The 21,017-nt window shown below is 38.5% G+C and carries 14 protein-coding genes; 12 read left to right on the top strand and 2 right to left on the bottom strand.

What is annotated here, in order from left to right; all coding sequences use genetic code 11:
* Window positions 1-130 precede the first annotated feature (130 nt).
* Complete coding sequence (locus HEQ19_13060; protein WYM00313.1) at window positions 131-847, bottom strand: heme oxygenase (biliverdin-producing); 717 nt, start codon at window positions 845-847, stop codon at window positions 131-133.
* Between the two features lie 353 nt (window positions 848-1,200).
* On the opposite strand from HEQ19_13060, the gene HEQ19_13055 reads away from it, so the two are divergent.
* The 8 genes from HEQ19_13055 (at window position 1,201) to HEQ19_13020 (ending at window position 11,168) form a co-directional block, all read left to right on the top strand.
* Complete coding sequence (locus HEQ19_13055; GenBank protein ID WYM00312.1) at window positions 1,201-1,794, top strand: IS607 family transposase; 594 nt, start codon at window positions 1,201-1,203, stop codon at window positions 1,792-1,794.
* A gap of 240 nt (window positions 1,795-2,034) precedes the next feature.
* Entirely contained in the window at window positions 2,035-3,507 is a 1,473-nt protein-coding gene (gene glmM / locus HEQ19_13050) for a phosphoglucosamine mutase (protein WYM00311.1), read from the top strand.
* A 103-nt stretch (window positions 3,508-3,610) separates the two neighbouring features.
* On the top strand, window positions 3,611-5,254 hold the full coding sequence (hpsL, locus tag HEQ19_13045; protein ID WYM00310.1) for a hormogonium polysaccharide biosynthesis protein HpsL: 1,644 nt from the start codon (window positions 3,611-3,613) through the stop codon (window positions 5,252-5,254).
* A 185-nt stretch (window positions 5,255-5,439) separates the two neighbouring features.
* A complete protein-coding gene (locus HEQ19_13040) occupies window positions 5,440-6,564 on the top strand; it encodes an acyltransferase (GenBank protein ID WYM00309.1) in 1,125 nt (374 codons plus the stop codon).
* A gap of 58 nt (window positions 6,565-6,622) precedes the next feature.
* Window positions 6,623-7,636, top strand: coding sequence for a hormogonium polysaccharide biosynthesis glycosyltransferase HpsN (gene hpsN / locus HEQ19_13035; protein ID WYM00308.1), 1,014 nt, complete (start codon window positions 6,623-6,625; stop codon window positions 7,634-7,636).
* 258 nt (window positions 7,637-7,894) lie between these two features.
* A complete protein-coding gene (gene hpsO / locus HEQ19_13030; protein WYM00307.1) occupies window positions 7,895-9,064 on the top strand; it encodes a hormogonium polysaccharide biosynthesis glycosyltransferase HpsO in 1,170 nt (389 codons plus the stop codon).
* A 49-nt stretch (window positions 9,065-9,113) separates the two neighbouring features.
* On the top strand, window positions 9,114-10,298 hold the full coding sequence (gene hpsP / locus HEQ19_13025; protein WYM00306.1) for a hormogonium polysaccharide biosynthesis glycosyltransferase HpsP: 1,185 nt from the start codon (window positions 9,114-9,116) through the stop codon (window positions 10,296-10,298).
* A 231-nt stretch (window positions 10,299-10,529) separates the two neighbouring features.
* Entirely contained in the window at window positions 10,530-11,168 is a 639-nt protein-coding gene (locus tag HEQ19_13020) for a peroxiredoxin (GenBank protein WYM00305.1), read from the top strand.
* Window positions 11,169-11,748: 580 nt separating this feature from the next.
* On the opposite strand, the gene HEQ19_13015 is transcribed toward HEQ19_13020, so the two are convergent.
* Window positions 11,749-14,757, bottom strand: coding sequence for a calcium-binding protein (locus tag HEQ19_13015; protein ID WYM00304.1), 3,009 nt, complete (start codon window positions 14,755-14,757; stop codon window positions 11,749-11,751).
* A gap of 683 nt (window positions 14,758-15,440) precedes the next feature.
* Here HEQ19_13015 and HEQ19_13010 point away from each other — a divergent pair.
* From HEQ19_13010 to HEQ19_12995, 4 genes are all read left to right on the top strand, one after another.
* Window positions 15,441-16,025: a Uma2 family endonuclease gene (locus tag HEQ19_13010; GenBank protein ID WYM00303.1), complete on the top strand. Its 585-nt coding sequence runs from the start codon at window positions 15,441-15,443 to the stop codon at window positions 16,023-16,025.
* Window positions 16,026-16,387: 362 nt separating this feature from the next.
* Window positions 16,388-17,614 carry a hypothetical protein gene (locus tag HEQ19_13005; GenBank protein ID WYM00302.1) on the top strand — a complete coding sequence of 409 codons (1,227 nt, stop codon included), beginning with the start codon at window positions 16,388-16,390 and terminating at the stop codon, window positions 17,612-17,614.
* 7 nt (window positions 17,615-17,621) lie between these two features.
* Window positions 17,622-19,748, top strand: coding sequence for a hypothetical protein (locus HEQ19_13000; GenBank protein WYM00301.1), 2,127 nt, complete (start codon window positions 17,622-17,624; stop codon window positions 19,746-19,748).
* A 35-nt stretch (window positions 19,749-19,783) separates the two neighbouring features.
* A complete protein-coding gene (locus HEQ19_12995) occupies window positions 19,784-20,920 on the top strand; it encodes a MoxR family ATPase (protein ID WYM00300.1) in 1,137 nt (378 codons plus the stop codon).
* The last annotated feature ends 97 nt before the right edge of the window (window positions 20,921-21,017 follow it).

Genomic DNA, 21,017 nt, shown 5'->3' with positions numbered 1-21,017 from the left:
TATTGCTGCGCGATTGGGAATCAAAAACCCAAAAAAAGCATTAGGGGCAGCTTTACTGCGATCGCCTAATATACTTAGATGGCCCCAGCTAAGCTGCCCCAATAATTTGCGAAAATTAATTTGCGAAAATTCACTCAGCGGTGGCGAGTTCAGTGCTACCACGTGTCCGGCGACGTGTCAAGCTGTTGAACAGCATCTGACCAATGGCTTTGATCAAGTTTCCTTCCAATTCTTGAAACATTTTCATGTTGATCCCAAAGGCGGCGTTAGCTTCATCAACTATGCGATCGGCTGTAGCTTCATCAATGGGCATTTCATCCAAATTTTGACGATATTTGGCTTTGAATGCCTTCTCGTCGGTAATTTCGGCAAATTCATAGAAGGCTGTACCTTGCCCATCATTAAGATTCATCGCTGTTACAGCAATGTTTTTCAGAATTTGTCCTCCTGATAAGTCACCCAAGTAACGGGTGTAGGAATGGGCAATTAACAATTCCGGTTCTGTTGCAGATATTTCTCGGATACGCTGTACATAGGCTTCCCCCGCCGGCGATAATTTAACTTGCTCGCGCCAGTTAAAACCGTAGTGATAACTCAGGTCTTGCTCTAGGGTCTGCTTGCGGTTAAGCTCTGGAAAGTTAATTTTGGCAACAATCGGATGGTTACTGTGCTTTGCCATCTCCTCTTCCATCGCCGAGTAGATGAAATAGAAGTTGCCGACAAGCTTTCGGTAAGAATTTTTTTCTACCACCCCTTTTAAAAAGCACTTGACAAAACCAACGTTTTCTGCCATAGTGTGGGCTTTTTTCGTACCTACACGCAATTTGCTTGATAAATTGCTACTCATGCTAAATTTCTCTACTTTAAAAGGTCAACTGCCGGAGTATTGATTGACTAATGGCTAAAAAATGCCATTAAAAGGTTACATTAGAACTATTTGATGAGAATTTATATTAAAATTTCTTAAGCTGTCCACTGCACTTGGTTCTGTGGAGGCAAGGGTCAAGGGTCAAGAGTCAAGGGTCAACAGTAGTTACGAATGACCAATGACAAATAATCTTTACAATTTGTTGTAAAAGTTTAGGAATATTTTCACAGAGAAAATACTCAAAAAACAAATAGTAGCCCTATATTATAAAATATTCTTAAATGTATAGACATTGATAGTCATTAGAGTAATTGTATTGCTATAGTCATGACATGAAGTTAAGCGATTATGCTAAATATCAGGGCGTCAGCTATAAAACAGCGTGGAGATGGTGGAAATCTGGCAAGCTTCCACATCCAGCCAGACAAGTAGAATCAGGGACAGTTATTGTAGACTTTCAGCCAGAAGTGAAAAGTCTTGATCACAGAGAGCTAAGAGTTGCAATTTATGCAAGAGTTTCATCTAAAAAAAATAAAGATAATCTTGACAGACAAGCAGAGAAATTAACTCAATATGCAACTTTTAGAGGTTACTCTATTGTCAAAGTGGTGAAAGAAATTGGTAACGGATTAAATGATAATCGTGAAAAATTAAATGATTTACTGTCTTCAGATGGTTATGACATTTTGATTGTTGAGCATAGAGAAAGATTAGCCAGATTTGAAAGTCAGTGTATTGATGTGTTATTAAAACGATTAAACGTAAGGTTGGAAATAGTTAATGAGTCTGACAATGGCACAGATGAATTAATGGAAGATTTAATTATAATCATCAAAAGTTTTTCAGCAAGATTATATGGGCAGCGTAGGTCTAAACGGAAAATCGAAAAAATTATTGAGGAATTAAATAACAATGAAGACGCTTGAAAAACAGCTAAGTAAGTAGCCATTATGAACTGCTTACACCAGGAAACATGAAAATGGGCATGGGGCATAGGGCATGAAAAGGATTTCCTAGTGCCTAAGCCTTAATCCCCAATCCCCAATCCCCAGGAGAAATTTACATACTTAATTGCTCAAAAATTGCTCAAAAGGTATTAAGTCGTAATTGTTGAAGAAAGTATAAAGTGTTATTCTCCAGTTTGACTGTGTGGAGTGTTTAAACTTATGATTTCATCTATAACTCGGACTAATGGTACTATTCATGGTGGGTCGGCTTCCGAATCGGAGGGATTGGCAAAGCATCTTGAGCGTGATTTTACATATAGCCTCATAGCATTACCAGCAAGTCCGCTGTTTGGTACAGATGGTATTCGTGGACGAGTGGGAGAATTATTGAGCGCGCCTTTAGCGTTGCAAATAGGTTTTTGGGCGGGGATTGTTTTACGTACCCATGCTACTGTTCCAGGACCTGTGATTCTTGGACAGGATTCGAGAAACTCCAGTGATATGCTGGCAATGGCCTTGAGTGCTGGGTTAACAGCAGCAGGGATAGAGGTTTGGTATTTGGGGTTATGTCCTACTCCCTGCGTCGCCTATCTGACGAGTACCACTGATGCGATTGGCGGAGTAATGATTTCTGCTAGCCATAATCCCCCAGAGGACAATGGGATTAAAATTTTTGGTGGGAATGGTGGAAAGTTACCACAGACATTGCAGGCGGAAATTGAGGCGGGACTGCGTGGGAATAAATCACTTACTGGTGGCGTGAGTAATTGCGGACGCCATTATTTGCGTCATGATTTAATTAAGCATTATAGCGAAGGGTTGAAAACACCATTAGAGGGTGCGTTAGATATTCAGGGAATGAAGATTGTTTTGGATTTGGCTTGGGGGGCTGCAGTTGGGTTGGCGCCATCAGTATTTAGAGAAATGGGAGCAGAAGTTATTTGCTTGCATAATGAAGCAGATGGCGATCGCATCAATGTTAACTGTGGTTCAACTCACCTAGAAATTCTCCAAGCTGCAGTCAAGCAGCATCATGCTGACGCAGGTTTTGGCTTTGATGGCGATGCTGATCGCGTTTTAGCTGTAGACAATACAGGACGACCAGTCAATGGTGATTATATTCTCTATCTATGGGGACGCCATCTCCAACAACAGCAACAGCTACCAGACAACTTGATTGTTTCTACTGTCATGGCCAATTTAGGCTTTGAAAGGGCTTGGAAACAACAGGGTGGTAAATTGATTCGGACAGCCGTCGGCGACCAGTACGTCCAAGCCGAAATGCAACGCACTGGAGGAATGCTAGGTGGGGAACAATCAGGTCATATACTTTGCCGTCATTATGGCATTACCGGAGATGGTTTATTAACCGCCTTACATATAGCAGCCTTGGTGAAACAGGCGGGTGTATCCTTTGGCGAAATGATCGACCAAAGCTTTGGGACTTATCCCCAATTATTGCGGAACGTGCGAGTATTAGACCGCGAGCGCCGTTTGGGATGGCAAAATTGTGAAGCTGTACAACAAGCGATCGCCCTTGCAGAAGCAGCAATGGGTGATACTGGCAGAATTTTAGTCCGCGCCTCTGGCACAGAACCAGTTATCAGAGTTATGGTGGAAGCGGCTAACGCGGAACTTGCCAATCACTGGACAGATGAATTAGTGTCACAAGTCCAGCAACACCTAGCATAAAAAGTGCTGAAGTGCTGAGTGAAATCTACTCAAAACTCAGCAACGCCAGTCCGCTCAAGTCGCGAAACCCGCCCACGCGGCTGGCTCCTCAGGACTCATACTCATGCCGAAATTGAAGCAAAAATCCAAATCATCAAAAAAGCAAGCAAAACCAGAAACTCCCACCCTTAGCCTCCAAGAAAGATTAGCCCAAAAGCGTAAAGCCACCTTAGCAAGGAAAGAATTCACTAGCTTGCTGACTACCGCCACTTCAGGCGGTTTATTCTTGGGTATGATTTTGTTTGCTGTCGGTGGGATTAAGGCGGCGATTCCAGGTGTCTTGGCAATTCTCATGTTCTCGCTGTCTTATAAATATCCCCGTCAAGCGATGTTTGCTTTCATTATTTACGTGCCCTTTGGCGGGACTATTACTTATTACATTGGCAATAGCCCCGTACTCCAATTAGCTAAAGACGCTTTTTATATTCCAGCATTAATCGGGCTTTGGCAAACTTGTCGTAGGCAAGGGATACCTTTAATTCCTGTCAAATCCATTAAAACCCCACTGTTTATTTTATTGGGCTTGTGTTTACTAACGCTAGTGTTTATTAATGGTGGACAGCAACTAAATCCACCCAGCCAGGGACTCATGGAAGCAGCAGCCAAAGAAATACCTATAGGCATGGGTATTTTAGGACTGAAAGTATTTTTAGGCTATGTCCCTCTGATTGGTTGTGCTTACTATCTAATTCGCAATAAGCAGGATTTTCTATTCTTATCGCGCTTACAAATTGTCCTGATACTTATCTGCTGTGTACTAGGATTTGTTCAATACTTTTTTTTATTAACCGGGATATGTCAAGGTACAAGAGATGCTGTAGGAGGCGCTTTATTTAAAGCAACATTGGAAGCCAGATGCTATTTTGGTGGCGCCTTAGTTTATAGTCCTAGTCAGGGGATGATTCGCCTACCAGGAACCTTTGTTGCCCCTTGGCAATGGGCTTGGTTTTTAATTTCCAGCACCTTTTTTACCTTTGGCACTGGTTTTTCTGACCCTTCTATTATTTGGCGATTAATAAGTTTAGGTTCTTTGGCATCAGTCTTTGTCAATGCTGTAATTTCAGGACAGAGAATAGCCTTAGCCTTAGTACCCACCTGTTTCGTGATTTTATTATTTCTCACTGGTCAAATTGCCAACCTCAAACGGTTTATTCCCATCGGGGTGGGACTCGCCTTAATTCTGGGAATTGCAATGGTGAGTAACCCTGTTGTTGTGCAAGAGAGATTGGAGAGTTTTACAGGACGCTGGGAAGCTTCACCGCCACAGCAGTTTATTGTCGATCAATTTGAAGAGAACTGGAAAAATGTAGATGGACCGATAGGAAGTGGCTTAGGTAGAGCCACTAACTCTGCCCGTGCTTTGGGTTCAGGTAAACTAGTGGAAACCTACTACCCCAAAGTGCTTTATGAAGTCGGAATTTTGGGATTACTTGGGTTCATAGCGTTTGTCACCACCCTGACAATTACTGCCTTTAAAACATATCGTTCGATAAAAAACCGTAATTTCCGCAGTTACGGAGGGGCGTTGTGGGTGTTTATATTGTTTATTAGCTATAACACTTACTATTATCCTCTAGATGTTGATCCAGTGGCTGTATATTACTGGTTTTTTGCAGGAATTCTTTTCAAATTGCCAGTAATTGATAAACAAGAAAAGGAAAATATAGACCCAAATCAAAAAGATAAGAAAACAGGTCTCAAAGGCTGACAGAATAACGTAAATTTTAGACACAAATACAATAATTATGCGGACTCCAGGAGGGCATATACTTAATTGTGCATTAAGCTGGATTGATAGTTCAATCATCCTCTTATTGCCTAAGTGTGATATAGCAACCGCCATGAGCAAATTTATTGATATCAACCTACATCCAAATACCCATATTACGGTACATGAATACTCACACTCAAGCACAAAAGACCAGATTTCATTGGATTGATTGGTCAAAAGGTTTAGCAATTTTAGCAATTGTTATATTCCATTTTTTTCAAAATTATCCAGAACGAATTACCCTGATTTCTGTCTTAGATAGAAACACAGCTAAACTGGGATATGCTGCTGTCGATATATTCTTTGTTATCGCGGGTTTTACCACAAGTTATACCCTGGCGTCTAAATTTAAAAATAATCGGATAGAGTCAATAAAAATTAACTGGAAATCATGGATATCTAAAAGATTAATGAGAATATATCCAGCTTATTTTCTAGCTGTTATATGTAGTATTTTACTATATTATTTATTTTCTATTTTTCCGATAAAATCTCCTGTAAATTTTGTTTTATCTTGTCTAGGTATAGCTGGAATTAGATTACAAGCAATCAACCCTGGTTTTTGGTTCTTCACCGTAATTTTACAGGCTTATCTATTTACGCCTTTGATATTTTGGATTTGTCAAAACCAGCCTAAGAAAGTATTAATATTAGGAATTATTGGGGGGATTTTCAGTAAAATTATTGCATTTTATTTTTTGGTTATCAATGATAAATCAACTTACATAATTTTATTGCAAAACAATTTTTTATGTAGCTATTTATCTCAGCTATGTATTGGTATATATTGGGGGTTTATTTATGCTGAACATCAAAGGTTTAGAAAAATAGATTTTATCGTAGCAACTAGTATTTTTAGTATCGGTTTTGTTATTTATGCTGTTTTGGGTTTCACCAAGATAAACATTATATATATGCTAGGTTTCGATATGCTATTTACTCCTTTCTTCTTTTTGGGTATGCAATCATTATTAAACCGTCTAGAGCAAAGCGCAAAATTTGATTTATTTCTAGGTTGTCTTTCAATATTAGGAATATATTCTTATCAAATTTATCTCATCCATCAACCTTTGTATTTTGTTTTATTACCGATAATAAATCGCAATATTCAAATAAATGACTATTTAAAAATAGTGGTGACTTTCATGATGATAATCTTAATTTTGACAAGCTATGTATTTTTATTTACTAAATTAGAACAACTCGTGATAAAAAATCTGGGAGGTGTCATGACTAAGCAAAATTAAAGCTGGATGAAAAGCCCAAAAAAGTTAATGACTAAGAATCTAAAATAGTAGAATAATCATGAATACTTTGCCTTTAATTAGTGTCATAATCCCCACATATTGCCGAGAAGAAACACTGCAAGATAGTTTGGAAGATGTCCTGAAACAAGATTATCCAAACTTTGAAATTTTGGTAGTAGATCAAACCCCAAAACATCAACCAGAAATTCACACTTACCTAGAACAATTGGCAAAAGACGGTAAAATTAAATGGTTGCGTCTAGATTGGGCGAGTTTACCAGGGGCGCGTAATTATGGTGTGCGGCGATCAGAAGGAGAAATAATTTTATTTATTGATGATGATGTGAAATTAAATCCAGGATTTTTAGCAGCCCATGCAAAAAACTATTTGCAAAATCCAGAAGTAGGAGCTGTAGCTGGAAGAGTATTTGATCGAATGAAATTAGTTGATTCTGCTGAAGGAAGAACCCAAGGCGAGGGAAATTATAAAGTAATTGAATATCTTCCACCCCAAGCAATGGACCCTGGAATTGCTTGGTACTATATTGATTTAGTGCATACAATTAAACCCCAGCAAGTGCTAACAGCAAGGGGTTGTAATATGTCCTTTCGTCGCGAAATTTTCACCAAGCATGGACTGAGGTTTGATGAAAGATTTCGTGGTAGTGCAATCCGCGAAGAATCTGATTTTTGTTTGCGCGTAAGAAAAACAGGATATAAGATTTGGTATGACCCAGAAGCGGCTTTAGACCATTTAGGTGAAGAGACAGGAGGTTGTCATGATATTAGTATGCGATCGCTCAAATATCAACTCACCTTCTATCACAATCATTTCTTGCTGGGGCTAAAAAATCTCACCGTGACCCAAGCTTTACACCTATACGCCCGTTTGTTTGATTGTCACGTTTTAGGAAGACCACCTTGTCATAAAAGTGGTTCTCCCATCAAAATTTTGGCTCGCGGACTTTTTTATAGTTTAGGCTTTTTCAAAGCTGTAGGGACTGTGATTCAGTCAATTTGGAATGACGGTCAAATTTATAGCCACTTAGATAAACAAGTTGAAATTTTGTAACCCCCAATGGACACAGATAAATTATTTCAGTTCAAAAAATATTTGCAACACATCAATCATCTGTAAGGGCGCAAGGCCTTGCGCCCCCTACCCCATCTATCTGTCGCATTCTTTTTTCAAATCTGTGTTTATCTTTGGTTTATTTTAGAAAATTAAGGGGCGCAAGGCCTTGCGCCCCTACCCCATCTACCTGTCGCATTCTTTTTTCAAATCTGTGTTTATCTTTGGTTTATTTTAGAACAAGTATCAGAAAATTATATGAAAATTTTAGTCGCCAGCCATACTTATATTGTCGATTTAAACTGTGAAAAATTACGCGCATTATCTCAACTAGAACCAGGAATCGAAGTAACCGTTGTTGTCCCCAAACGCTGGAAACCTGGTGGTGTTCAAAACAAAATTATCGAAACTGAATACCGGGATGAAGGCGCATTTAAAATAGTTCCTATTTCTAATTTTAGCCAAAATCATCAGGGACTCCTCACATTTGGTGCCGATTTAGTCTCTTTATTGCAGAAGTTTCGCCCCCAAATTATCCAGGTAGAACAAGGTTCTAGAAGCTTGGCTTATACCCAAATGATAGCCTTGAATCAGTTATTAGGACTAAAAGCAAAAAATATATTTTTTACCTGGTGGAATCTCCCCTACGAACTGAAATTTCCCATCGCTGTATTAGAAAAATATAACCTCAATCAAAGCCACGGTATTATTTGCGGTAATCAGGATGGGACAGAAATATTACAGCAACGTGGTTATCAAGGTAAGATCAAAGTGATGCCACAATTAGGTGTAGATGAAAGCCTATTTACTCCTCAACATCAGCCAGAATTAGCAACTGAATTGGGGATAAATCCCGGTGAATTTGTAGTGGGATTTGTTGGCAGATTTGTGCAAGAAAAAGGTTTGTTAACCCTGTTACAGGCATTACTAAATTTATCAGACAAACCTTGGAAACTACTACTACTGGGACGTGGAGATTTGAAATCTGAATTACTCAAAATAGCAACAGAAAAAAATATTATAGAACGCATAATTATAGTAGAAAGTGTCCCCCATGATCAAGTTACAAAATATATTAATCTAATGAGTACCTTGGTACTACCTTCAGAAACAACTTACAAATTTAAAACATTAACTGCTATTGGCTGGAAAGAACAATTTGGGCATGTAATAATTGAAGCAATGGCTTGCCAAGTACCTGTGATAGGTTCCAACTCTGGTGAAATTCCCCATGTCATTGGTGATGCAGGTTTAGTCTTTCCCGAAGGCGATCCTCAAGCCCTTGCTAATTGTTTACTGCAATTAATAGAAAATCCAGAACTTACCCAAAATCTAGGTGAAATGGGTTATCAAAAAGCAATGGCTAAATATACAAATAAAGTTTTAGCAAAACAGCAACTGGAATTTTATCAACAACTAGTTAATTGATGTTATTAGTCATTTGTCATTTGTTAACTCCTAACTCCTAACTATCAAAATGAAAATTCTCCATATTGTCCCCTCAATATCTCTGATTTATGGTGGTCCTAGTCAAATGGTATTAGGACTAGCCCCTGCTTTGGTAAATCAAGGTGTAGAAGTTACAATTCTCACCACTGATAGTAATGGTGATATTGGTCAAAAGCCACTAGATGTGCCCTTAAATTGTCATGTAAAACAAGATGGCTATGAAATAATTTATTTTCATTGCGCCCCATTTCGGAGGTACAAATTTTCCCTTGATTTATTAAAGTGGCTAAAACGTTATGCAAAGGAATTTGACATCGCGCATATTCATGCTTTATTTTCTCCAGTAAGTAGTGCAGCTGCAATGGTGTGTCGTCAGCAAAAGCTACCTTATATTTTGCGTCCTTTAGGAACTCTTGACCCGGCTGATTTACGCAAAAAGAAGCGGTTAAAACAGCTTTATATTGCATTACTAGAACGTGGAAATATAGCTGCTGCATCAGCAATTCATTTTACCAGTGATCAAGAAGCCAAAATATCAGAACGTTTTGGTGTATTTACAAAAGATTTGGTGATTCCTTTGGGTGTTATCCCCCCTCAGTCACCCCTTCAACAGCAGGGAAGTTTAGTACGAAGTCAATTGGGAATTGCAGAAGGTGTACCTTTGATATTATTTATGTCGCGAATTGACCCAAAAAAGGGGTTAAATTTGTTGATTCCAGCATTAGAAAAGTTGTTGGACGATGGGTTAAAATTTCATTTTGTTTTGGCTGGAACCAATCCTCAAGACCCAGCTTATGAACAAAATATCAAATCTCAGATCAAAAATTCACCTTTGCGATCGCACACCACTATAACAGGCTTTGTCACGGGTGACGCCAAAGCTACTTTACTCCAAGCTGCTGATTTATTCGTCTTGCCTTCTTATTATGAAAATTTCGGTATTGCTGTAGCTGAGGCGATGGTAGCAGGTACACCTGTAGTAATTTCTGACCAGGTGCATATTTGTCATCAAGTGCGCGAGAGTCAGTCAGGTTGGGTAGGTGCCACTGATGTTACAGAACTTGTAGAGTTATTACAAGAGGCTTTGCAAAATCCTACAGAATGTCAACAACGGGGATTAAATGCCCAAGAATATGCATTGAAAAATTATAGCTGGAGTGCGATCGCTCGCCAAACCATCCAAGCTTATGAGAAAATATTGCTCAAGCATTAAAGGCATACGAATTACAGCCATTTTCAGGTAAATAGACCACGCTTTTGGGGCGCAAGGCCTTGCGCCCCTACGAAGATCTGTGGTTATTGGGTGAAAATTGCTGTAAGATAACTAAAATTAAAAACTGCTAAATTTTATTGCAAATCTCTTAATCCGATTGGCGAACCGGAGTTTTATGTCATGATGAAGTAGTAGAATAGAAAATGCCTTTCTAACTCCAGGGAATCTCAAATGACTCTCCGCCTAGGTGATACAGTACCAAATTTTACGCAAGCTTCGACACATGGCGACATAGATTTTTACGCATGGGCAGGTGACAGCTGGGTAGTGCTGTTTTCTCACCCTGCAGACTTTACACCTGTTTGCACAACTGAATTAGGCACAGTTGCAAAACTGAAACCAGAATTTGACAAGCGCAATGTTAAGGCGATCGCCCTCAGCGTTGACGATGTAGAATCCCACAAAGGATGGGTGGGAGATATCGAAGAGACTCAAAGCACCACTCTTAACTACCCAATTTTGGCAGATGGCGATCGTAAAGTTTCTGACCTTTATGATATGATCCACCCCAATGCTGCGGCAACCGTAACCGTGCGATCTGTGTTTGTTATTGACCCCAGTAAGAAACTCCGTCTCACTTTCACCTATCCCCCCAGCACTGGACGCAACTTTGATGAACTGTTGCGAGTAATTGATTCTCTGCAATTGACAGATAATTACAGCGTAGCAACACCAGCAGACTGGAAAGATGGGGAAGATGTCGTAATTGTCCCCTCGCTCAAAGATCCAGAAGTCCTTAAAGAAAAATTCCCCAAAGGTTATCAAGAAGTCAAACCCTACTTGCGCTTGACTCCTCAACCTAACAAGTAAGTCCCTAAGATTATTTCACCCAAAGACTCCCCAGGCGCAGAGAGTAAGATTTTGAGATAATTCACCAAAGCCAAAAATTGCTCTTACATCTCCTCTCTGCGACTCTGCGACTCCGCGTGAAATTACTTTTCAACTCTGTTCACGACTTACAGCAATTTTCATGCAATAACCACAGATCCTCTCCGGGGCGCAAGGCCTTGCGCCCCTACCGCGTTGACTATTTACCTGAAAACTGCTGTAAATAAACTACAGCAGTCGTGACGTACTCCACACACTCCCTTTCAGGTGAGTGTGGGCTTCTGTGCGACTCTTCTATCAAGACATTGACTGAGCTTTAAGACTGTGCTAACCACGGTTCTTTGGTTAAGCCAAACAATTAGCTTTTATTTTAATAGGCTGCTTTTCAGCATTTAATTGGATTACACCTACTTGTTAAAATTATATCAAATATTTTGTTCATTCCTCACCGACCAACATTTCTGATTTCGCTATGCTCAATTTCGCTCGTTGGTCAATTCGTCACTCACGCGCCATTCATCCCACGCTCATTCGAGTGAGCGTGGGGCTTCTGTCGGGAAAGCTAAACAATCACAAAATTGTTTTCGGTTAGTGACGGCACTCCAGATAGTTGTGCAAATTGTACCTGACTAAATCCATCAGCACTACCATCTTGATCAAAATACAGCGCACCTGTGGTGAAGTCATAGATAAATCGCTGATCGCTTGTCGTTGCCGATGCTCCTAGGGTAAACTGACTAGCAAAGAGCGAACCTGCTAATAACCCGCCACCAAAACCAGTAGCCGATACCTGAATGCTTTCATTAGTCGCGTCGAAGTCATAAAGACTATCAACACCTTCAGTGAAACTATTGAAGACAAAGGTATCATTACCGCCATATCCATAGATGATATCATTACCACTGCCACCTGTGAGAATATCATCGCTATTGCCACCAGAAAGGGTGTCATCTCCATTACCACCATTGAGGGTATTATTACCAGAGGCATCATTGGCACTGAGAGAATCATTACCATCACCACCATCAAGCAGGTTATTGCCACTGGAATAGTCCACAATTAAGGAATCATCACCAGCACCACCGTTGAGGGTGTTATTACCAAAGGTACTTTCGGCAGACAGAATATCATTACCATCGCCACCATCCAGTAGGTTATCGCCACTTGAATAGTCCACACCTAAGACATCATCACCAGCACCACCATTGAGGGTATTATTACCAGAGGCCTTGTCGGCAAAAAGAATATCATTGCCCTCGCCACCATCCAGTAAGTTATCGCCTGTTGAATAGTCTACAATTAACGAATCATCACCAGCACCACCACTTAGAGTGTTGTTACCTGCGGCTGAGACATAGACAGTTACATCTTGACCGGATATATAGTCGTAGTAGCTGTAGCTACCGTAGCCAGAAGCACTCAGAGAATCATTGCCATCGCCACCATCAAGCAGGTTATTACCTGTGGAATAGTCCATATTCAACGTATCGTTACCAGCGCCACCATTGAGGGTGTTATTGCCTGAAGTGGAGAAATAAACGGTTTCACCGAAAGACCAATCGTAGTAGCTACCGTAGCCAGAAGCACTCAGAGAATCATTACCATCGCCACCATCAAGGAGGTTATTGCCTGTTGAATAGTCTACAATTAATGAATCATCACCAGCACCACCATTGAGGGTATTATTACCTGATGTGTAGTAAGCGCGCTCTTCATCAAGGTAGTTTTGGTAGTATTCGTAGCCAGAGGCACTCAGAGAATCATTGCCATCGCCACCATCCAACAGGTTATCGCCCGTTGAAACGTTAACATTCAAGATATCGTCACCAGTACCACCATTGAGAGTGTTATTTCCTGAGTTAGAGTAAGTGAGATTACCATCATATCGGTCTGTGTTGTATATGCCAGAAGCACTCAGAGAATCATTGCCATCGCCACCAGAGAGCAAATTATTGCCTAATGAGTAGTTAGCACTCAAATTATCGTTACCATCGCCACCATCAAGGGTATTATTACCTGTTGAAAGGTAAGCATTCAAATTATCATTACCATCGCCACCATTGAGGGTGTTCTTACCGCTTGAAGAACTAGCATTCAAGATATCGTCACCAGAACCACCATCTAGGGTGTTATTACGGCTTGAAGAATTAGCACTTAAGATATCGTTACCATCACCACCAGAGAGCAAGTTGTTCCCTGATGAATAGTTAGCACTCAAATCATCGTTACCAGCGCCACCATCTAGGGTGTTATTTCCTGAACCCCCAAAAACCAGATAACTTCTGAAAACTGTTATGTAATAACCAGAGGCACTCAGAGAATCATTACCATCGCCCCCATCGAGTAAGTTATTCCCTGTTGAACCCTGAACATTCAAATTATCGTCCCCAGCACCACCGTTGAGGGTGTTATTCCCTGATGAGGGAAAAGCATACTGCTCCTCCTCATAATAACCAATAGAGGAGTCAGCATAGAAGTAGCCAGAGGAACTCAAAGAATCATTACCATCGCCACCATCAAGCAGGTTATTCCCTGTGGAATAGTCAATATTCAACGTATCGTCACCGGCACCACCGTTGAGGGTATTATTGCCGGATGAGGGATAACCATAATTATTATAGCTAAAGATGAGGCTGTAGTAAAACTCGCCAGAGGCGCTCAGAGAATCATTGCCATCGCCACCATCCAATAGGTTATTCCCTGTGGAATAATTAGCAGTCAAATTATCGTTACCAGCACCACCATTGAGGGTGTTGTTCCCTAATGAGGCATAACCATCGCTCTGATATTCGTATTTCTCCTCGTCGAAGTAGTTGTTGTAGTAGCCGGAAACTGTGATATTATCATCGTAGGCTGTACCTGTAACCTCTAAGCTCTCGATATTCTTGTAGCTAACTTGATTTGTGCCTGCGGTGAGCGAGCCTTGCTGATTAGTCGCATCGAAGGTCGAGGTGATTCCGGTGCTAGCATTGCTATAATCGACTGACAAGTAATCGTTACCTGCTCCTCCATCTACCGTTTGAGTCACTAAGGAAGAGGGGGGAGTGATTGGGGCGCCGATGTAGAACGAATCATCATCAGCACCACCGTTGAGGGTGTTTGTACCACTGACTGCATAAGCGTAAAAGTTATCAGCCCCACTTCCGCCGGAAAGTGTATTGTTGCCTGTAGAGTAACTAATATCAAGAGTGTCATTCCCTGCATCCCCACTGAGGCTATTATTGCCACTAGATGAAGAGGTATTTAGATAATCGTCCCCACTTCCACCCTTGACGGTGTTATTTCCACTCGAAAAAAAGGCGTTAAGATTATCAGCTTCCGAACCGCCTTCTAAAGTGTTATTCCCCGAAGAATAGGTAATATCTAAATTATCATTGCCACTGCCGCCCCTAAGAGTATTGTTTCCACCAGCAGAGGCTGCATTGAGAGTATCATTCCCTGAGCCACCATCTAGGATGTCGTTACCTCCGTTACCATAGAGGACATCATTTGCTCCTAAGCCTTTAATTACATCATCCCCAGTTGTGCCATTGAGGATATCATTAACGTTGGTTCCATTTATAATTGCCATAATTATTGCCTAAGTGAATTGACTGTGTACATGCCACATTCTGCACCATCAACTCACAGACAACGAATTTTGGAAGTTTGAAGATTTGGGGTTAAATACGGCACTTTCAAGCGCAGCCATCGCCTGCCAAGACTCCTCAATTCTGGTATAAAATAGCGCCTAAATTTTGGATGAAAATCCGAAAGTGCCGATTGTGATATCGGTGGTTGCAGAATGTTGGATGTAGTCACACTATAAAGTATATTTACCCAGGAAATACGTAATTCCAACTACAATTTTACATAAATTTATTTATGCGATCGCGACCCATCTAAAGGCAATACTGGTATGTTTTGGAAATCAAGTCGGCTGAAACCCTTGAAATATCGTTATCTATGATGCCCAAAAAGGGCTTACAGCAATTTTCACGCAATAACCACAGATCTTCGTAGGGGCGCAAGGCCTTGCGCCCCTACCCTGTGGTCTATTTACCTGAAAATGGCTGTAACCGAACAGTATTGCATCTAAAGGTTATGTTCAAAAGCCTAAAGCTACAAAATTTCCTTCACACGCAGATATTTGCTGGTACGATGACGCCCCAGAACCGCTACATGAGCGTATATTCGCCATATGCTTCATGGAATAGTCTCACCAAAAAAGCAGGTTGCGCGAGAATAAAAATAAGAGACAGTCGGGTAGGTATTATGTTTTCATCGCCTATTGTGTTACGAATTCCACCTTCAATGGATATGACAGACGAGCAGTTTTTTGAATTCTGTCAGGTCAATCGTGACTTACGCATTGAGAAGAACAGATTTGGAGAGATATCAATTATGCCGCCTACAGGTTCAGAAACAGGCAATCGTAACTTTAATGTAGCAGTACAGGTAGGAGTTTGGGCAGAAAAAAATGGTACGGGTATTTGCTTTGACTCCAGTACAGGATTTAAGCTATCAACTGGTGCAGATAGATCGCCGGATGTATCTTGGATGACACTGGAAAGGTGGAATGGTTTGTCTTTAGAACAACAGCAGAAATTTGCTCCCATCTGTCCAGATTTTGTCATAGAACTGAGATCACCTTCTGACAACCTGAAAACTTTGCAAGAAAAAATGGCAGAATATATGCGGGAGCCTGGAATACAGCTAGGCTGGCTAATTGACCGCAAAGAACGCAAAGTTTATATTTATCGTCCTGGTGTACCAGAGGAATGTTTGGAAAATCCGGCGACTATTAGCGACGAGTTAGTTTTACCTGGGTTTGTTCTGGATATGACCAAAGTTTGGTAAGTAGGTCGGCGCAAATAAACCGTACTGGCTTTGGTCGTCATTTGTCATTGTTCATCCTCCCAAAGAAGTAAGCTTGGCAAAAATCTGGTTTAATAAAAACAGCTACGTTGAGCAAACTGGCACGTCGAGGACAGATGTGGTTGTCAGTGCCTTAGCGATAGCTGACTGTAGGTATCGCTCAGTAAAATTGCTGTATTGAAAGTTTACTATATGTTTACTATATTACAGCGGTTTTCACCCAATAACCACAGATCTTCGTAGGGGCGCAAGGCCTTGCGCCCCTACCCTGTGGTCTATTTACCTGAAAATGGCTGTAAGTACAAGCTAGGGAAATATTTAATAGTTTCAATCAAAAATAAATTATGACAACCATAATATTTATTCATGGAATCTCAGTTAGAGAACCTGTACTTTCACAAACATTTACACAAATTAAAGGAAAACTTCTGGAAGAACTACCAAACTTAACAGTAGTTTCTTGTGCATGGGGGGATTCTCTAGGAGCTAAATTAAATGCCGATGGAGCTTCTATTCCCCTCTATGATTCTACTCGAAAGGATAATCAAGCAACTCAAGCTGATGAAAATATTATCCGTTGGCAGCAATTATATCAAGATCCTTTGTATGAATTGCGGTTGCTTTCGCTGAAAACACCAGAAAAACAGCCTTTTACTCCGCGTCAAGAAACGCCAAGCGAAAAACTAGATAATAAAGTAAAAAATTTTCAACCTTCAGATAATTTAAAAGCTGAATTACAAAAATGTGGAATTGCAGATATTTTTGCAGATGCTTGTAAAAATGTTGTTAATTCACTAGCGTATAAAGATGCTCTAAAAACTATTTCAGATAATACTTTAATAGAATATCGTAATGCGATCGCTAGAGCCATTATCGCTACATCAATTACTATTTGCGAAGAAAACAAAATATTTGCACCGATTTTGACAGATTCGACATTAAGAGATAACTTAATCAATTCTCTTAGTAGTCAAATTATAGATTCAGAGCGTGGTATTGGAGATTGGTTAAAAGAGCAAATTTTAAAATTGGGTAAACCACTAGCAACAAATCATCTCAAACGCAAAAGAGGAGTTATTTCAGATATAACCTATCCAGCAGTTGGTGATATATTACTTTATCAAGGACGTGGTATAAAAATTAGGGATTTAATTTATAAATATATTCAAGAAGCTGAACCTCCAGTGGTTTTACTTGCTCATAGTTTAGGAGGAATTGCTTGTGTTGATTTATTGGTTGAAAAAATAAAAATCTTGAATCAAGAAGAAGCAATAAAAAAAGTTAAATTATTAATAACCGTTGGTTCACAAGCTCCTTATTTTTATGAACTTAATGCCCTGCAAAGTTTAGAATTTAATAGTGATATTAATCAACGATTACCTGAAAAATTTCCTGAATGGCTAAATATTTATGATCTACAAGATTTTCTTAGTTATATTGGCGGAAATATTTTCCCTAGGGTACAAGATATCCTAGTAGATAATCAACAACCTTTTCCCCAATCTCATAGTGCTTATTGGAGTAATAAAGCTACATGGAAAGCAATTTTACCAAGAATTAGAGGATTATAAAAGCAAGATGAGTAATTCTGATCCTCAAAAAACTTATGCAGTAGTTGTTGGTATAGAAAAATATGATCCTGGTTCAAGTTGGGACTTACCTGGAGCGGCTGTAAATGCTTTAGATTTTGCAAAGTGGTTGCTTGATAGATGTGTTCCTCTTGATAATATTATGCTTTATATTTCTGAATTAGCTGAACCAGATAAACTAAAAAATAATCAGAACTTCAAATCTCTATGGGATAAAAGACAAAAAGCTACTCGTGAAAATATTTATAACGCAATTAATGAAAAAATTCCTGAAAAAAAACAAGAAGGTAATTTACTGTATATATATTGGGGTGGACATGGTATTAGCAATGGTTATGAAGATCGTCGGTTGTTCTATGACGATGGAAAACAAAATCTGAATTTACAATCTTTATTACAATCGTTAAAGTCAGATATTTTTGGAGAATTTAATCAACAAATATTGATAATTGATGCCTGTGCTGATTATAATGATCAAGCATCATTATTCCCCAAAGAGGAATATCCTAACACAACTCCTTTAATAAAAGAACGTCAACAGGTTATTTTATTTGCAACAAAAGAAGGATATAGAGCTAAAAATCTTGATGCTGAGAAAACAGGATTATTTTCTAAGGTGTTGTTAGAAAAGTTAAACAATATAAATATAATTTCTAAAGATCAATTATTGCTTCATGAAAATATAGAGCCAATAATACAAAAAATACAAGAAACTTTTAAGGAGAATTATCAAAATGAATCAATTCCTATTTTTGTGTCTCCTACATACGCATCTGGTAATCAACCAGGAAAATTATGGTTAACTAAATCAGCCAATGATTATAAAATTTTAGAACAGCAATGGGATAGGTTACGACAAATAATAGAAAATTATAATTGGGATATTATAAAAAATTGTTGCTATGATATATTAAAACAGTTTAGCAACGATCCTAAAAGTAATTATATTAAATTATCAACAGCAGGGGATTTTGATTATTTAAAAGATATTTTATTAAAAATAGAACACAAGCAGAATAATGATTACCAAATTAATATATTAATACTACAATTTGCTAATTATCTTTATCATACTGATAACCCAAAGAATTCAGATTTAGAGAATTGGATTAATGAAACACTTGTAAGTCTAAATATAGACCCAAGTTTTTGGAATCAATTAAAACAAGTTAAACCTAAAGATTGCAATCCAGATAATAACATTTATCAAGACAAATATCCTTATTTACTTATTACGTGCGAACCTTGTAATTCTTCTGAAGGTTTGAATAGATGTAAATTACAATCAGAATTAATTTTTCAGCAAGATGACCAGGAACCATTAACAAAATATCCTATTATTTTTGACGAAATTGATACTGATTACGGTGATATTTGTCAAAGGATTTATGATTTAATTAATAAGGTAAGGAAAATTCTGAATCGTGATTGCAATAACAGTCATGAGTTAACAATTGAGTTATTTTTACCTAATCAATATTTAATCAAATTTGCTCTTGAGATTGAAAAAATTCCTCCTCTTCCAAATGAAACAGAACCGCCCTGGTTTGGTTATGAATACAAATTAGTTACTCGTTCTTATAATCGCTTTCAAGATTATAGTTTACATGATAAAATTTTAAGAAAATGGGATGAACTGCATCAATTAACCGAAATTAATCAAAAAATAGTCTGTTTTAATAAAAACAACCTAAACCAAGGGTATAACTGGAAAACATTTAGAAAAGCAGTAACCACAACTATTAGTATTAATATGAATGTTCCTTTGCTTAATCCAGAGTATAATTGTCATATTGATGATTTTTTGATTACTATTTTACGTTGTGGTTTTCCCTTTAGTTTTTGGTTGAGAAATGGCTCACTAGAAAGCCTAAAACTTAAGGAGGATACAACGATAAATCAATTTGAAGATATTTTCACAATTGATGATTTAAAAAAATCTAGCAATTTATTTAAATTAATTCAAGATGTTCGACGAGACGCTTATATAGAGGATAAAACAAAACACGAACAATATTTAGGATATCATCTTGGTTTTTTGTTTGATAATCCCCGTCGCTTACCCTCTAAATTTGATTTAGCGAAAGGTAGTGATATCTTAACTTTTGGCGTTTAACTAACATTTAATCAATATACACAAGGAGGAGAATTATGACAGAATGGTATTTATTTCATGGTAAAGGTGAACGCAAGCCAAAATTAGAAGATACCGAAATTACAGAATTACGAGAAAAAATTAAAAATATTAAATCTCCTCCTTGGCGACAGTTTGGTAAAGAGGAAGATTTTGTCAAAAATAAAAATAATATACAATCATCATCAGAATCAGAAAACCAGATTCCTGAAACTGTAGATAAAAGCCGCTTTTATGAATTAATTGAATTAGCGAAAAAGAAAGAAAGAGAAATCAAAAAAGGGCAAAACTTTAGACTTTCTGAATCTAAACAAGCAACTGATGTGAGAGATGCTGTGAATGCGGCCATTTATTTAAGACGACCTTTATTAGTAACCGGAAATCCTGGTTCAGGAAAAACATCTTTAGCTTATGCGATCGCCTATGAATTAAACTTAGGGCCAGTACTATCTTGGTCAATTACAGCCAGATCCACCCTCCAAGAAGGATTATATCGCTATGATGCGATCGCTCGCCTCCAAGATGCCAATAACAAAGAAAGTGAAGAACAACCCATTGGACAATATATTAAATTAGGACCATTAGGAACAGCTTTTTTACCATCCTATCTACCCAGAGTATTATTAATTGACGAAATTGATAAAAGTGATATTAACCTACCGAATGATTTATTGAATCTGCTCGAAGAGGGACAGTTTGAAATTCCTGAATTAGTTAGACGTTCTAAAGATAAAAATCAAGATAACATATTTGAAGTACAAACTCAAGATGAAGATATTGATGTCAGCATTAAAAGCGGACGAGTAAAATGCTATGCTTTTCCTATTATTGTCATGACCAGTAATGGAGAAAGAGACTTTCCTCAAGCCTTTAAACGTCGATGTTTACGAGTGAGAATGCCTGATCCTAACACAGATGAATTAGAAATAATCGTTAAAGCCCATTTTGGCGAAGAATTATTTAATCAAGAAACTGAAAAAATTAATCAATTAATTGAACACTTTCTTCCCAAGTCAGGAGAAGCCAGGGATAAAGCCACAGATCAGTTATTAAATGCAATTTACGTCATTACCCATGAAGATAGTCCTCAAGATGAAGAGAAAAAAGAAGCAATTCGAGATTTATTAATGAAATCACTTACTGAAATTGAGTGATAATAAGTAAGAATTCACCCAGATTTCTCACCAGATTGTTTAAACCGAAGTTTTTCCTTAGTCCCTTCTCGGTCTTTGATTACCTATAATTTTCCTT

Source organism: Gloeotrichia echinulata CP02, from assembly GCA_038087035.1.
In the GTDB taxonomy this organism is placed as follows: domain Bacteria; phylum Cyanobacteriota; class Cyanobacteriia; order Cyanobacteriales; family Nostocaceae; genus Gloeotrichia; species Gloeotrichia echinulata.
The sequence above is the reverse complement of the archived record's forward strand: the minus strand, read 5'-3'. Positions and strand labels throughout refer to the sequence as shown.